The 15,635-nt window shown below is 45.2% G+C and carries 15 protein-coding genes; 8 read left to right on the top strand and 7 right to left on the bottom strand.

Annotated elements, in window-relative coordinates; genetic code table 11:
- Position 1: 1 nt before the first annotated feature.
- The 4 genes from ACED45_RS01875 to pspA form a co-directional block, all read right to left on the bottom strand.
- Positions 2 to 1,036, bottom strand: a complete 1,035-nt coding sequence (locus ACED45_RS01875) for an efflux RND transporter periplasmic adaptor subunit (RefSeq protein WP_371713224.1) — start codon at positions 1,034 to 1,036, stop codon at positions 2 to 4.
- A gap of 157 nt (positions 1,037 to 1,193) precedes the next feature.
- Entirely contained in the window at positions 1,194 to 1,580 is a 387-nt protein-coding gene (gene pspC / locus ACED45_RS01870; RefSeq protein WP_107898765.1) for an envelope stress response membrane protein PspC, read from the bottom strand.
- On the bottom strand, positions 1,573 to 1,806 hold the full coding sequence (pspB, locus tag ACED45_RS01865; protein WP_004734605.1) for an envelope stress response membrane protein PspB: 234 nt from the start codon (positions 1,804 to 1,806) through the stop codon (positions 1,573 to 1,575). Before pspB ends, pspC begins: the two co-directional genes overlap by 8 nt.
- Positions 1,807 to 1,820: 14 nt before the next feature.
- Entirely contained in the window at positions 1,821 to 2,492 is a 672-nt protein-coding gene (gene pspA / locus ACED45_RS01860) for a phage shock protein PspA (protein WP_371713223.1), read from the bottom strand.
- A 270-nt stretch (positions 2,493 to 2,762) separates the two neighbouring features.
- On the opposite strand from pspA, the gene pspF reads away from it, so the two are divergent.
- From pspF to ACED45_RS01825, 7 genes are all read left to right on the top strand, one after another.
- On the top strand, positions 2,763 to 3,785 hold the full coding sequence (gene pspF, locus ACED45_RS01855; RefSeq protein ID WP_048658333.1) for a phage shock protein operon transcriptional activator: 1,023 nt from the start codon (positions 2,763 to 2,765) through the stop codon (positions 3,783 to 3,785).
- A 102-nt stretch (positions 3,786 to 3,887) separates the two neighbouring features.
- Positions 3,888 to 5,510, top strand: coding sequence for an ABC transporter substrate-binding protein SapA (gene sapA / locus ACED45_RS01850; protein WP_371713222.1), 1,623 nt, complete (start codon positions 3,888 to 3,890; stop codon positions 5,508 to 5,510).
- Positions 5,510 to 6,472 carry an ABC transporter permease gene (locus ACED45_RS01845; protein WP_048658331.1) on the top strand — a complete coding sequence of 321 codons (963 nt, stop codon included), beginning with the start codon at positions 5,510 to 5,512 and terminating at the stop codon, positions 6,470 to 6,472. Before sapA ends, ACED45_RS01845 begins: the two co-directional genes overlap by 1 nt.
- Positions 6,459 to 7,346 carry a putrescine export ABC transporter permease SapC gene (sapC, locus tag ACED45_RS01840; protein WP_048658330.1) on the top strand — a complete coding sequence of 296 codons (888 nt, stop codon included), beginning with the start codon at positions 6,459 to 6,461 and terminating at the stop codon, positions 7,344 to 7,346. The genes ACED45_RS01845 and sapC overlap by 14 nt, the downstream gene beginning before the upstream one ends.
- A complete protein-coding gene (locus ACED45_RS01835; protein WP_048658329.1) occupies positions 7,346 to 8,347 on the top strand; it encodes a peptide ABC transporter ATP-binding protein in 1,002 nt (333 codons plus the stop codon). The genes sapC and ACED45_RS01835 overlap by 1 nt, the downstream gene beginning before the upstream one ends.
- Complete coding sequence (locus tag ACED45_RS01830) at positions 8,344 to 9,126, top strand: peptide ABC transporter ATP-binding protein (RefSeq protein WP_017060304.1); 783 nt, start codon at positions 8,344 to 8,346, stop codon at positions 9,124 to 9,126. The genes ACED45_RS01835 and ACED45_RS01830 overlap by 4 nt, the downstream gene beginning before the upstream one ends.
- Before the next feature lie 41 nt (positions 9,127 to 9,167).
- Positions 9,168 to 9,947 carry a DUF2927 domain-containing protein gene (locus ACED45_RS01825; RefSeq protein ID WP_371713221.1) on the top strand — a complete coding sequence of 260 codons (780 nt, stop codon included), beginning with the start codon at positions 9,168 to 9,170 and terminating at the stop codon, positions 9,945 to 9,947.
- A gap of 108 nt (positions 9,948 to 10,055) precedes the next feature.
- Here the strand turns inward: ACED45_RS01825 and ACED45_RS01820 are convergent, their stop codons facing one another.
- Together ACED45_RS01820 and ACED45_RS01815 are read right to left on the bottom strand one after the other, a co-directional pair.
- A complete protein-coding gene (locus tag ACED45_RS01820; RefSeq protein WP_004734596.1) occupies positions 10,056 to 10,445 on the bottom strand; it encodes a DUF2750 domain-containing protein in 390 nt (129 codons plus the stop codon).
- A 150-nt stretch (positions 10,446 to 10,595) separates the two neighbouring features.
- Positions 10,596 to 11,501 (bottom strand): manganese-dependent inorganic pyrophosphatase, encoded by a 906-nt coding sequence (locus ACED45_RS01815; RefSeq protein ID WP_048658327.1) that lies wholly within the window; start codon positions 11,499 to 11,501, stop codon positions 10,596 to 10,598.
- A gap of 201 nt (positions 11,502 to 11,702) precedes the next feature.
- Between ACED45_RS01815 and ACED45_RS01810 the strand changes: the two genes are divergently transcribed.
- Complete coding sequence (locus ACED45_RS01810; RefSeq protein WP_102433197.1) at positions 11,703 to 12,917, top strand: putative manganese transporter; 1,215 nt, start codon at positions 11,703 to 11,705, stop codon at positions 12,915 to 12,917.
- Between the two features lie 251 nt (positions 12,918 to 13,168).
- Here ACED45_RS01810 and torA read toward each other — a convergent pair whose 3' ends face one another.
- Positions 13,169 to 15,631, bottom strand: coding sequence for a trimethylamine-N-oxide reductase TorA (torA, locus tag ACED45_RS01805; protein WP_048609404.1), 2,463 nt, complete (start codon positions 15,629 to 15,631; stop codon positions 13,169 to 13,171).
- Between the last annotated feature and the right edge of the window lie 4 nt (positions 15,632 to 15,635).

Genomic DNA, 15,635 nt, shown 5'->3' with positions numbered 1-15,635 from the left:
GTTATAGCCCCCTTTCCTTGATCCACTCTCGGACTTTAACGCCGGGTTCAAGGCCATTAACACCAGAGGTTACGATGCGGTCTCCATCATTAAGCCCAGAGACAATGTGACGCTTTTCATCAATCACAATTGCCACATTCTCAACAATACCGTCACTGTTTACGCGCCAAACTGAAACATCGTCGCCATCGGTCATCACTGCTGAGGTTGGAATTTTCGTCGCAGCTGCTTTGGCGGAAACCAAATTTACGGTTCCCGACATACCAGGTAGGATGCCAATGTCAGTAGGTCTCTCCATTACCATGGTAACTTTATAAGAACCAGTTTTAGGATCCGCTTCGGTATCAACCTCTTGAAAAATCAGTTCATAAGCGTTGTCAGGAAACGCATCAAATACCATAGTCGAATCAGTTTCAAACCCGGATGAATAACGTGTAATTAGGCGATCAGGCAATAAAAATACGACTTTGAGGATTTGATTGGTTTGAATATTCATGACGCCTTGCTTCGCCGCTATGTATTCATGGTTTTCAGCTGGGATAATGGAGATGGTGCCATCGTATGGAGCAACAAGAGTGGTGTAGCGTAAATTAGCTTTCGCTTGATTGAGCTCTGCTCTTGCAGAGTTATGGTTCGCTTTTGCTTGGTCAAAATCTTGCTCAGAAACGACTCGGTCTTTACGCAATTTTATTGCACGTTGATATTGAACGTCAGACAACTTGAAATTCGCTCTGGCTTGTTTCTCCAACAATTGATATTCATCAGGGTCGAGCATTGCTAAAGGGTCACCTTTTTGCACGCTTTGTCCCGCTGTGACATCGATAGTTTGAAGTAATCCAGGTACACGGAAAGCTAATACCGCTTTGTCACCCGCTTCGGTAGTGGCAGGAAAAGTTCGTTCAAAAGCGTTGCTACCGACGGAGACAGTGAAAAGTTTGGCGGGTCTAGATTCAGGTTCAGGCACGGGAGGAAGCTCCTTACCACACCCAGACAACCCAGCTAAGGCCGTCAATAGGACAACGGAGGCTCTATACATTGGTGTTCATCCATATCTATAAATATTTTTATAACATAGATTAATCACATGTAACTTGCCAGTTATCGTAAGATTTATTTAGACAAAATTATTAAAAAAAATAACGGCTTGGGATAAATTTTCCTAAACCGTTATCTAATTTTTTGAGGTTTTAACACTAGATGTTCTTAAATGCGCGATCAACTTTGAAAGTGTCGGAGGTGACATAAGCTTCCATGTTGCGGACACTGGTCTCTAACTTCTGGAAATCCCCCTCTAAAGTGCCCAGCAAAGACTCTGCAGTCTGCCCTTTTTCCCAAGGCTTCTGCTTCAGCGTGTGCTCTTGCTTAGCTTTCATCTGATCGACATACTGAGGTGGTTGTTTTTCAAGCATAAATGTCAAAGCTAAATACGCTAACAAGACCAGAAAACTCCCCCCAAGCAGTGCTGCAGAGATAACTAAGATGCGAACCAGCCAAACTTCAAGGCCAAAGTAGTTCGCTAAGCCCGCACACACACCAGACAATTTGCCGTTAATTGTGTCGCGATACAGTTCTCTACTCATAGTTGCGTCTCCAGTTAGGCGACTCCGCATCCAGTATTTTTTCTAGTGTCTTCACACGATCTTGCATGGATTCCGCTTGCGCTGAAAGCTTGTGCAGACGCTGAAGATCCGTTTCTGAAAGACCGTTACTGGATTTCTTCTTGCTGCGGTAATGTAAGAATAACCATAGCGGTGCCACGAAGATCAAGAAGACAATCAGTGGGCCTGCAATTAGAAATGTTGACATAGAAAACTCCTAAATTATTTATCGCGGTTTTCAACTTGTTGCTTCAGTTTCGCTAGCTCTTTTTCAATTTCGTCTTGAGCTTGTAGCTCTGCAAACTCTTGGTCTAAAGATTTTGCGTTGCCTGTTTTTGCGTAAACGTCTGCCTCAGCTTCTAATTCATCCACTTTACGCGAGAATTGCTCAAACTTCGCCATTGCTTCGTTGGTTTTGCTTGAATGCAGATATTTTTGAACGTCACGACGATTGCTCGCAGCATTATTGCGAATCATCAATGCTTGTTGCTTTGCACGAGTTTCTGCAATTTTAGTTTCTAGCTTGCCAATCTCACTGGTTAGCTTCTCGATGGTTTCATGAACCAATGTTTGTTCTGTATGAAGGCTCTTGATGATGTCTTCAAGTTTTTGCTTTTCAATCAGCGCTGCTCTCGCCAGATCTTCGCGTTGTTTAGTCAGTGCTAGTGTCGCTTTATTTTGCCAATCTAGAATCTGAGTTTCGATAGCTTCAACTTTACGCGCTAGCTCTTTCTTGTCTGCGATAGCTTTTGCCGAGTTAGTGCGAACTTCTACCAGCGTGTCTTCCATTTCTTGGATAATCAGGCGAATCATCTTTTCAGGATCTTCAGCCTTATCTAATAGTGCACTGATGTTTGAATTTACAATGTCTGCAAAGCGAGAAAAAATACCCATGAGGAACTCCTTAATTACAATGATGGCAAATGCGTTCTAAATCGTTGTTCGACCCTTTACTCACTTGCTCGCAAATTTACGTTTGTTATTAAACCTACCATAAGTAATCCAAGTAGCATGCCAACTTTTAAGGCATTAATTATCAGTAGCTTACAATGTAATGGCGATTAATCCGAACCATGCTATGATGAATTTAACCAAGTATTGGTATTTTTCACCACTACAGCCTAAATGACTTCCATCAGCGCTCAGCTAATACAAGGACCCGCTATGCAGCAGAACCTCATTGGTGAATCCCCTAGTTTTCTCTCTGTTTTGGATAAAGTTTCTCAACTGGCTCCAATCGAAAGACCCATACTGATCATTGGCGAGCGTGGTACGGGTAAAGAATTGATCGCACAAAGGCTGCATTACCTTTCAAGACGTTGGGATCAACCTTTAATCTCGCTGAACTGTTCAACCCTCAGCGAAGGTTTGATTGATTCTGAGTTGTTTGGTCATGAATCCGGTTCTTTCACGGGCTCAAAAGGCCGTCATCAAGGCCGCTTTGAAAGGGCGGAGGGCGGCACTCTGTTTCTTGATGAGCTGGCAACAACCCCGCTTGCAGTTCAAGAAAAGTTGTTACGTGTTATTGAATACGGACAATATGAACGTGTCGGCGGACAAAAAGCTTTAAGTGCGAATGTAAGACTGGTGTGTGCGACCAATGCCGACTTGCCAGACATGGCATTAAAGGGCGAATTCCGAGCCGATTTACTTGATAGATTAGCGTTTGATGTAATTACTATCCCACCTCTTCGTGAGCGCAAAGAAGACATCACGCTGCTAGCAGAATACTACGCCATTAAGATGTGTCGTGAATTGGAATTGGAGCTGTTTGTCGGTTTTGCCCCATCAGCCGTTGAGGCGCTGTTGGATTACTCTTGGCCGGGGAATGTACGAGAACTCAAAAACGTCATTGAGCGGGCAATCTATCAGCATGGTAAGAATCCATATCCTATTGAATCTTTGGTGTTTAACCCATTCAAACCAGCATGGAAAACAGAACAAGATTCGACGCCAGAAACTGGCAATGCTCAGTCCAACAGCCATACTTCATCTGATAGCGCTTTTTCTTTGCCGTTGGATTACAAAGCATGGCAGGAGCAGCAAGACATCAAGCTACTCAATCAAGCCTTAAAACAAAGCAAGTACAACCAGAAGCAAGCCGCTGAATTACTCGGGTTAACCTACAACCAATTACGAGGAATGGTGAGGAAGTACGCGATTGTCGGACAAGCTAACGATAAATAGCTGCCCACACTAGATTATTATTTGGAGCCGAATAAATAAAATGTTAAATTATCCGGATCTTGAGGCCCCTCTAACGCCTCGTTTCGAAAAGTATTTCTTTTTATGAAAGCACTAATAAAACTATCACTGAGCATCTGCACGCTGAGCTTTCTAGCTGGATGTGGTGAGAGTATGGATCACGAGCAAATCCGTGAAAAAGGCTTCATTTATTGCGGCCAAGGTAATCCTAGTACCTTCAACCCACAGCTGGTTGATAGTGGTATTACCGCAGAATCACTGAGCCCTCAAATCTTCGATACACTGCTCACTCTTGATCCGATGACTTACCGACCAAAGCAGAACTTGGCGACAAGTTGGTCTGTTGATAAATCTGGTACAGAGTACACGTTCAAACTGCGCCCAAATGTTGCGTTCCAAACTACAGACTGGTTCACCCCAACTCGTAGCATGAATGCGCAAGACGTGGTGTTTAGCTTTGAACGTGTCATTGATAGTTCAAACCCATTTCATTATGTAGGCGGTGGCCTATATCCATGGTTTGCCGGAATCGACTTCAAAAACCTGATCGTCGATATCACTGCAGTTGACGACCTAACGGTGAAATTCCAATTAAGTCGCCCAGACAATTCATTTCTCAACAATATCGCCACCAGCTATGCGGTCATTCATTCTAAAGAATATGCCAATAAGCTCATTGCTGCGGACGAGAAAAATCAAATCGATTCCAACCCGGTCGGCACTGGTCCTTTCTACTTAGACGAATACCAGATCAATGACCTAGTTCGCTTGAAAAAAAACAAGCACTACTGGAGGGGAGAAGTACAAATGGACCAAGTTGTGTTTGATACTTCACAACGTGGGACAGGCACACTTGCCAAGCTTCTCCGCAGTGAGTGTGACGTGTTGAACTCACCGATTTCTAGTCAGATCCCTATTATTCAAGCTCATGAAGAGCTGAAAATTTCTGCTACACCGGCGGTTAATGTCTCTTTCATTGCGCTGAATACTGAGCACCCTGCACTACGCGATTCTCGAGTTCGTAAAGCGCTCAACCTAGCCATCAATCGTCAGAACATTCTTGATTCTGTGTATTACGGCACAGGTACTAAGGCCTACACATTGCTTCCTCCTACGTCTTGGGCTTACCAAAAAGACAGCGTTCAAGTTCGTTATGATCGAAACTATGCAATTGCGCTTCTAAAAGAAGCTGGTGTTGAACCTGGATTAGAGCTTTCGATGTGGGTACCACTAGAGCCACGCGCATACAACCCAAGCCCAAGAAAAACCGCAGAATTGATCCAAGCAAACTTGGCCGATATTGGTATCGAGCTGAAACTCTATACCGACGATCGATTTGACCGCACACAGTTATCCTCTATTTCCTCAACAGACTTGTTGCTTACTGGCTGGATAGGCAATACGGGGGATCCAGATAACTTCTTGCGTCCACTTCTATCATGCAGCTCAGAACGCGCAGGATTAAATGTCTCTATGTGGTGTAATTCAGACTTTGATTTCCTTCTCGACTTAGCATTAGAGATCAATCAACAAAGGCACCGTGTGAACTTGTATCGACAAGCCCAAAACATTCTCAATGAAGAAGTTCCTGTGATCCCTCTCGCTCACGGCGTACAATTCCGCGTGCACGATCGTTCGCTAACCGGTTTTAAACAGAGCCCGTTCAATGCTCAACCTTTTGACCAAGTCAGAAGAGAGGTGCAGTGATGTTTTGGTATACATTAAGACGTGTAAACTTATTCATTATTACGTTGGGGATTCTGACGTTAGTAGGTTTCGCCCTGCTTCGATTAGACCAAACCTCACCTTGGGCAATTCAAGATTTCTGGCCCGGTTGGATCAGCTATATCACTGAATTATCGACACTAAACTTTGGTCTAAGCAAACACGGTGTACCTATCATCGATGAGTTGGCCGTTGTATTCCCTGCAACGTTAGAACTGTGCTTCTTTGCCTTTGTGCTTGCGCTGTTTATCGGCATCCCTTTCGGCACGATTGCAGGTATGAGACAAGGTAAGTTTGTCGATACGACAATATCGTTTACCTCTATGGCCGGTTACTCTGCACCTATATTTTGGGTCGCATTGTTGATGATCATGGTATTTTCTCTGCACTTTGAAATGTTCCCGGTTGGCGGTCGATACGACCTGCTTTACGAAATTGAACACGTGACTGGCTTCGCGATGATAGATGCCTTTTTTGCCGAAGGCCGTTACCGTGCACACGCACTACAAAGTGTTATCGAGCATATGGCGTTGCCTTGCCTTGTTTTAGCGCTCGCCCCAACGACTCAGGTAATCCGATTGATGAGAGCATCAGTAGCTGAAGTGATGACTCAAAACTACATCCGCGCCGCGCGAATTAAGGGTCTATCAACTAGAGAGATCATCACTCAACACGTGTTGAGAAATGCAATACCACCGATTATTCCTAAGGTCGGCGTTCAACTATCAAGTATGTTAACGCTTGCTATTATTACCGAGTCTATCTTTAACTGGCCGGGTATTGGCCGCTGGTTATTGGATGCATTATCGAATCAAGATTATGTTTCAATTCAAGCAGGCGTAATTGTAGTGGCAACCTTGGTTTTGACTGCAAATATTCTGTCCGATCTACTGGGCGCGATGATCAATCCACTGGTAAGGAAGGAATGGTATGCTAACAAATAACGTCTACCAAGAAGAACAGATTCCAACCCAGTTCGAACGTTTCTGGCGCAGCTTCCGTAGCAACAATCTGGCGATGTTTGGCTTGTGGTGTTTGGTGCTTATCATTCTAGTTACCGTCACTTCACCGTGGTTAGCACCACATGATGCACAAGAGCAAACGGGACATCTTCTAACCCCTCCCTCGTGGGACCCTGCGGGTACGGTTGAATACTTTCTAGGTACTGATGACTTAGGCCGAGACATTCTTTCTCGCCTAATAATTGGCTCTCAACTTACTTTCGGCGCTGCGGTGGTGATTACCTTTATCGCAGCAGTCATTGGCTGTCTGATTGGCGTACTTGCCGGGATGACGCGTGGGTTGCTATCAAGCACGCTCAATCACCTGCTTGATACCGTGATGTCAATCCCATCTCTTCTGCTGGCGATTATCTTCGTGGCATTCCTTGGCTTTGGTGAGTTTAATATCTTGCTTGCCTTGTGCTTGGCACTGATTCCACGCTTTATTCGCTCGGTGTACATTGCCGTGCACGCTGAAGTAGAGAAGGACTACATTCTGGCATCTCGCCTTGATGGTGCGAACGATTTCTACCTACTATGGAACTCAATCCTTCCTAACATTCTTACCGTGGTCGCTCTTGAAGTGACTCTGGCACTGTCAGTTGCAATTCTTGATATCACGGCCTTAGGTTTCTTGGGGCTTGGCGCTCAAGCACCAAGTACGGAATGGGGCTCAATCTTAGGTGATTCGGTCGAGTTGATTTACCTTGCGCCATGGACAGTAACCCTACCCGGCTTAGCTATTATGTTTACAGTTATCGTGATTAACCTCGTCGGTGAAGGTGTTCGCCAAGCGCTAAATGCAGGAATCGAATAATGCCGTTACTTGATATTCGACATCTAACCATCGAAATTGAGACCCCTCAAGGCATGGTTAAAGCAGTAGATCGAATGAGTATTACCCTCAATGAAGGGGAAATTCGTGGCTTAGTAGGTGAGTCTGGCTCAGGTAAGAGCTTGGTTGCAAAGGCAATTGTCGGGGTTTGTAAAGAAAACTGGAAGGTTTCTGCAGACCGAATGCGCTTAGGTAATATCGACCTGCTGCAACTGACGCCGAAAGAAAGGCGACGAGTGATCGCACGCGATATCGCGATGATCTTCCAAGAGCCATCGACCTGTCTTGACCCTTCTGAAAAAGTAGGCAACCAACTCATTGAAGCGATTCCTTCCCACGCATTTGAAGGTCGTTGGTGGCAGCGATTTAAGTGGCGTAAGAAGCAGGCCATAGCGTTACTGCACAAAGTAGGTATCAAAGACCACTCTCGTCTAATGGACAGTTACTCTTATGAACTAACCGATGGTGAGTGTCAGAAAGTCATGATCGCAATGGCGATAGCTGCCAAACCAAAAGTCTTAATAGCGGATGAGCCAACCAACGATTTAGACCCAATTACGCAGTCTCAAATACTGCGTCTGTTGAGTCGTATGAATCAGATCAATAACACGACCATCGTGCTGATCGGCCATGACTTAACTACCATTACCCAATGGGCGACTCGTATTACCGTTATGTACTGTGGCCAATCTGTAGAATCTGCTGATACGCAGAAACTATTGGATGCACCTAAGCACCCTTACACCGTTGCTTTGCTAAAAGCGATGCCAGACTTTAACGACTGGATTCCCCACAAGGAGAAGCTACAGTCTTTACCAGGATCAATTCCGCCGTTGCAACATCTACCTATTGGTTGTCGGTTAGGCCCACGTTGCCCATACGCGCAAAGGCAATGTGTGGAGATCCCACATACTAAACGTATCAAGAACCATAAATTTAACTGTCACTTCCCTCTGAATATGGAGAAGAAAAAGAAATCATGAGTGCATTATTAGAAGTCAGTGATCTATCTAAAGACTTTACGACTCGCTCTGGTCTTTTTCGTAAGAAGATTCATCAGGCGGTGAAGCCGGTTAGCTTTTCCCTTGAAGCAGGCCAGACGATTGGTTTTATCGGTCAGAATGGCTCTGGGAAATCAACATTAGCGAGAATGCTCGCAGGCATGGTTGAACCGACTGCGGGTGAGATCCGCGTGAACGGCGAAAAGCTAGAACACAAAGACTATTCAACTCGTTGTAAGCTGATTCGAATGATCTTCCAAGATCCGAATACATCACTTAATCCACGCATTCAGATTGGTCGAATTCTTGAAGGCCCATTGAAGCGAAATACCAACATGCCACCAGAAGCCCGTATGCGCCGCGTGAAAGACACACTACTGCGCGTAGGTCTTCTACCGGAACATGCTTACTTCTACCCTCAGATGCTTGCTGCGGGCCAGAAACAGAGGGTTTGTTTGGCTCGTGCCTTGATACTTCAGCCATCCATCATTGTCGCTGATGAAGCGTTAAATGGTTTGGACATGGCAATGCGCTCTCAGATTATTAACTTGTTCTTAGAGCTGCAAGAAGAGATGGGCGTGTCGTTCGTTTACGTATCTCAACACCTAGGTATTGTTAAGCACATCACCGACAAGATCATCGTGATGCACGAAGGCAATGTGGTTGAGAGCGGTGAAACGGATCAAGTGCTGACCAACCCAACTCACCAAATCACGCAAAGACTGGTTGAGAGCCATTTCTCCAAAGCGCCCAACCACTAAACTGGTTTCGCTTTTTCACTCGCCACTAGAGGGGGTAACGCATGCTAACAAAAGCTTCAATGCTTCCCCTCTTGCTTGCAACTCTCTCCTTTAACGCCGTAAGCACTCCTCTTACTTGGTTAGATAGAACCTTCGTTGAAACCGCGTTTTATAACGTCGCGCTGCAACACGAATATTCCCAAGGCAGTAAACCACTGGCCAAATGGAAACAACCGATCAAGATTTGGATTGATCATCGAGTGGGCGATGAAGAACTGCATCAAGAACTCACCGAGCTTCATATCCAACATTTATCCGAAGTCACTCAACACCCTATAACAATTGTCAGCAAAGAATCTGAAGCGAACGTTAAATGGATATACACGAGGCAGAGCCAGTGGGTGTCTGAGGCGAAATCGGTACTTAAACTCAAATCAACTCAGCATTTAAATAACGCTATCTGCACGGCGGGTTATCGAACCAATTCTAAAAGTGAGATTGTTTACGCTGGGATTGTGATTCCCGTAGATCAGGCAAGATCGCGAGGTAAGCTAGTCGCCTGTATCGTAGAAGAGATAACGCAAGTGCTAGGGCTCCCGAATGATTCCGACAAGGCCTACCCTTCTATCTTCAATGATCACACGCCAGAAGACCTGTTATCACCATTAGATGTAATGCTACTAAAGCTGTTGTATGAACCGGAATTGAAAGCGGGAATGACCAAAGCACAAGCTAAGCCTGTGGTGAAAAAGATTCTAAAGAAATACAGCGAGAAAGGCGTACTTCAACGAGCAGCAAAGGACGCACAACAAGCACCTCTGTATCAGTTGATTGGATACTAATTAGAACGTGAGATAGTGATTTGTTGTTTAGGGAGAGCTGAAACGATCAAACAGAACTAAAGCGCTGCCTAGCAGAAGGCAACGCTGACTTATGATGTTACGAGAAGATTAGCGCTTAGCGGCTTGCTTCTTCAGCTCGAAGTCGAACTCATCAGGGAACAGGATAACGCCTTCTTCTTGCTCGTTCGGGAATACAACGACAGCAAGTTCATCGTCTTCTAGACCGTTAGTCCACCGACTGTGCCATTTGTTTAGCGAGATAGACTCAGCTTTACACTCAGACCAATCACCCGTTGCCCATGACTCTGCGAACTCTTGGTTTGGCCATACTGGAACACAGTCTTCATCTTCTGTGTTCAGCATTACACAACCGTGTTCATCGGTTAAGATCCATACTTCACGGTTTGCTACGATTTCTTTCACACAGTACTTCAGGCGTTGCTCGCCCGTATACTTGTTGATTTCAGCGATTTTTTTATCGTCTAGCTGTGTAGTCATCTTAATTTCCTACTTTAATCAGTAACTTTGTTCTTAAAGCTATTTTATGCCGAGTACTTTTAACTTCAAACATTATCGATGAAGAAGAAAATCTACTTCAAAGAAAAACGCCTGCTAAAGTAGCAGGCGTTTATTATTTAAGTGACTTGATTAAACAAGCTCACCTTGTAGCCAAGGCCAGCCTTGCTTCTTACGGCTTAGTGTATTTTCCATCATCAATACGCCGTCTTTCTCGTGCTTAACTAATTTCTCAGCCCACTCACCTTTGTAAAGAAGACGAGTTTGCGCAGTAGTGATGTCAGTTAGCATTACCGCAGCAAATGCTAGACCGTCTTTCTCACAACGCTCTTCAAGATCAGCTTCTAGAGCTTCAATCATGCCGTCTACTTGCTCAAGAGTCGCAAGTTCAACTTGACCAACAACAACATCGCGACCATTGAATGGGTAGCCTTTAAGGTCTTTTTCTACTAGCTGTGCAGCAGATAGGCCTTCGATGTTTGTTTTAGCGATTAGAAGTGCTTTGATGAATGCATCAACGTCTTCTACACCTGCGATTTCAGCAAGTTCAGCAACCGCGTCTTTGTCTTTTTGAGTACATGTTGGAGATGCGAAACCAACTGTGTCTGAAAGAATTGCAGACATCATTAGCTTAGCGATTTGTTGAGAGATAGCGTGACCTTCAATCTTGAACATGTTGAAAAGTACAGTGTTTGTACAACCAACAGGCCAGATCCAAGCTTCCATTGGGTTTACTGTCATCACGTCGCCTAGACGGTGGTGATCAACAATACCTACGATCTCTGCTTCAGCAACATCGTCTGGTGCTTGTGCTAGATCTGAGTAGTCTACTAGCCAGATTTTCTCACCAGCAACAGAAGTACGAAGCTCTGGTTTTTCAGCGCCAGCAACTTCTAGAATGTGTTGAGTTTCGCGGTTGATCTCGCCTTGGCGAATTGGTGTCGCTTCCTCGCCACGAGCTTTAAGAAGCTCTGTTGCAACTAACGCACTACAAATACTGTCACTATCAGGGTTTTTGTGACCAACAACTAAAATCATGTTTCTTCCTATTACACTAACAATTATGACTCTACCTTTAGAGCCTCTCTTTATTAGCCATACTTTACCTCATTTTTTTAGATTGGTCATGTTTCCTAGGTTTAGCCAATAGTAACAATAGATAAAAAAACAACAAATGCAATTGATAATTATTATCATTCGTATATATTTATCTTAAGCCACTAATTTTGAGTAACACCTATGGATCGTCTAATCTCTTTTTTGCCAAGCAGTCGTGCTTCGAAAACAACTCAGTTTTCACTGTCATTTAAGCGACTGCTATTACCTATCTCACTTGCCGCTCTTGTGGCCGCTCCCGCTACACGTGAATTGACGGTGACCACTCTGTCAGACGCGTTCTGGGCAGTGTCTTGCTATGTTGCTTTAACCTTGGCGATTTACCACTGGTTAAGCCTTTACATCAATAAGGACAACGTCTTTAACAAGCTTGTACATCAGTCTCGTTCAAACCAAGTGGTATTTGCGGCACTCATGGGGGCTTTACCCGGTTGTGGCGGTGCGATTGTGGTAACCACGCAATTTATATCCGGCAAACTCGGGTTTGGTGCGGTTGTTGCGGTGCTTGTTTCCACGATGGGTGACGCAGCCTTCCTGCTGATTGCTAGCGAACCTAAAACTGGTTTAGCCATGATGGCGATGGGCGTGATTGTGGGTACTGCTTCAGGTCGAATCATTAACCTATTCCATGCCGATGACTTCTTACGTCCAAAACAGACTGAGCAAAATGAAGCCTCCAACAGCTGTGCTTCCCAATCTCAAGACAAAGAAGCGGTATCTAAAAAGGCGATCAATCTGCAAGGCTACCTATGGTCAGTCCTAATTATTCCCGGTGCAGCGGTGGCCCTACTTGGCTCTTTTCAAGTCGATGTCAACGAGCTGCTCGCTTTGCCTGAAATGTCAATGGAATGGGTGGGAACAATTTTACTGATTAGCTCAATGTTTCTGTGGGGGCTGACCCGTGAAATTGAGGATTACAAATCAGCTGTGAGTGAGGACGAAAAATGTGTAGGCTCTCATCCACTGCAAAAGACCGCTCAAGACACAAACTTTGTTACCGCTTGGGTGGTGGTTGCCTTTCTTTTCTTTGAATTTGGCTCTGTCATTGCAAATGTCGATTTTGCGACGCTATTCTCAAGCTGGGGCATCATGCTCCCCCTGGCTGGCGTGTTGATGGGTTTGCTACCGGGCTGTGGACCACAATTATTGGTCACTAGCTTATACCTTTCAGGCGCACTACCACTTTCGGCTCAGGTAGGTAACGCAATTTCAAATGATGGTGATGCACTATTTCCTGCGATTGCGATGGCACCGAAAGCAGCACTGGTCGCAACCTTGTATTCAAGTGTGCCCGCTTTAATCTGTGCTTATGGCTATTGGTTTATGTTTGAGATCTAACTTGATCAGAGCTAACTCCATAGGCTTCTGTAAGGTCGGTACTTTGTATCGGCCTTTTTGTTTCCGCGTCATTGCTTCTGTCACCTATCTCAAACAGCACGTTACAACCTATCTCAAAAATGCCCTCTATTCGCCTTGTCACAAGGCTTATTAGAAACAGCAACACAGACATCTAAAATACAAAAAGCCCCCGTAAGAGTGCTTACAGGGGCTTTAATTCAAGCTTTAATCTTAGCTTTTAAGCGAGATGCTTAAGAAACTTCGATTGGACCACCGAATGAAGTTACTGGAGGCAGTTTGCCTTGGAACTTCTCGAAGTCTACCAAACATGTGTTTGCTGACGTTGCTTGAGCAAGTTCAGACGTACCGATATCTTGAGTCAGTGTGTTTGGATCGCCGTATGTATCTAGCGCGCCCACTTTCTCGTTGATCGGACCGTACCAAGCACCTTCTTCGATACGAACAACACCAGGAGCATAGCTATCCATTAGAACAGCACCCGCTAGTAGTTGACCACGGTCGTTGAACACACGTACTACGTCACCATCTTTGATGCCTTTCTTCTTAGCATCTACTGGGTTGATGTAGATTGGCTCACGACCTTGTACCGCGTAAGTCGCACGCCACTCTTCAGATTCACACATCTGAGAGTGAAGACGCTTGTCTGGGTGACAAGATTGTAGCCAGTACGGGTGTTTGTCAGAACCTGGACCACCGTGTGAACGTTCAGATTTCTCGAACCACATTGGGTGTTCTTGACAGTGCTCGTAACCCATGTTGCCTACAGTACGGCTTGTAATTTCGATGAAACCAGAAGGTGTACCTAGAGCATTGATCTCTGGGTCTTCACGGAATGAAGCGTGACGAGTCCATGGCTTACCTTTACCGAAGTCTAGGAAACCTTTTTCCCAGAACTCAGCAAACTCAGGCATTTCGAAGCTACCTTCGTTTGAAGCTCGACATTCGTCGTACAGAGATTTAACCCACTGCATTTCATCCATACCACGCGTGTAATCGTCGTAACGACCCCAACGCTTAGTTAGGCTAGACATGATCTCGAAGTCAGTCTTAGACTGGAACAGAGGATCAACTAGTTTGTGCATCGCGATCAAACCACGGCCAGAGTATGCACCGTAACCATCGATATCGTTACGCTCCCACTGAGTACATGCTGGAAGCACGATATCAGAGTGACGACAAGTTGCAGTCCAAGCGAAATCAACAGCCACTACAGTTTGTAGGCTCTTGAATGCTTTACGCATCTTGTTGCGATCTTGGTGGTGGTGCCACGGATTGTTACCACTGAATACCATCATTTTGATATCAGGTAGTGTTACCGTTGAACCGTTCGCTTTGATCTTCTTACCTGGCTCTAGCAGGCTATCTACCCAACGAGCAACAGGGATTACGCGGCTGTAACCGTTGTAATCAGTGTTAGTGTGCTTAGGCGATTGACCCTGGTCGATGTTCAGCGGGAAAGAACCCGGAGCAGCGAAGCCAGTTGAAGATACACCGATACCTGAGTAATGGTGACCGTAAGAGATACCGCCGCCAGGTAGACCAATTTGGCCAACCATTGCTGCGATAACTGCACACATCCAGTAAGGCTGTTCACCGTGCTCTTGACGTTGGATACTCCAACCCACAAGAATCTGTGTACGACCGTTAACCAGCATCTTAGCGAATTCACGGATAGAGTCCGCGCTTGCACCACAGATTTCTGCAGCCCATTCTGGTGTCTTCTCAACTTTATCTTTCGTTTCACCTTGAACGTACTTGATGAAGTCTTCAAAACCTAGACAGTAAGTTTCGATGAACTTCTTGTCGTATAGATCTTCGTTGTAAAGAACGTGAGCAACACCAAGCATGAACGCCACATCAGTTTGTGGGTTGATGTACATTTGCTCGTTTTCTAGGTAACGGCCTGTTTTGTTTTTAACAGGGTCAACAGAAACAACGTTGATCTCTTTCTTAGCAACTTTTTCTTTCAGCTGTTCTAGGTATGCGAACGACTCGTGCGTCTCACATGTCCAACCTACTTGCAGGTTTTTAACTGGATCGTTACCCCAAAGAACAATGTTGTCACTGTTTTCTAGGATAAGTTCCCAAGATGTACCTTGCGCGTAAACTTCAGTCGAACCTAGCACGTAAGGCATGATCGTTTGACCAGCACCTGTTGAGTAGTCACCGATTTTCTTCACAGAGTAACCGTGAAGTGCCATTGCACGTTGCATGTGGTTAGTACAGCTGTGGAACTGACCAGTTTGTCTCCAACCAGTTTGACCGGTGTGAAGCGCCCATGGACCGTAATCTTTCTGTACGCGCTCCAGTTCACGGTAAACAAGGTCTAGTGCCTCATCCCAAGTCACACGAATAAAGCGGTTGTTACCACGCGTATCTGCGCTGTATTTATGCTTCTTCAACCAATCTAGGCGAACCATTGGGTAACGCACACGTGATGGGCTGTAGATAATACCTTTAATACCTTTCAACATCTCAGTTGGGTGTTGATCGATTTCTAGAGGTTTAATTTCTTGTACTTTACCCGCATAAACACGAGCTCGGAATGCACCCCAGTGAGAACCAGAGACTTTCCACGCGCCGTCTGTTTCTGCAGCAGACGCTGATGCCGACGCCAATAAGCTTGGACCGATAACCGATGCCGCACTTGTAGTAGCGACACCTTTCAGAAAACTTCTTCTTGTAATTGCCATTGTG

This window comes from Vibrio crassostreae, assembly GCF_041439375.1.
Lineage (GTDB): Bacteria > Pseudomonadota > Gammaproteobacteria > Enterobacterales > Vibrionaceae > Vibrio > Vibrio crassostreae_D.
Note: the sequence above shows the minus strand (reverse complement) of the source record. Positions and strands in the feature narration are given on the sequence as shown.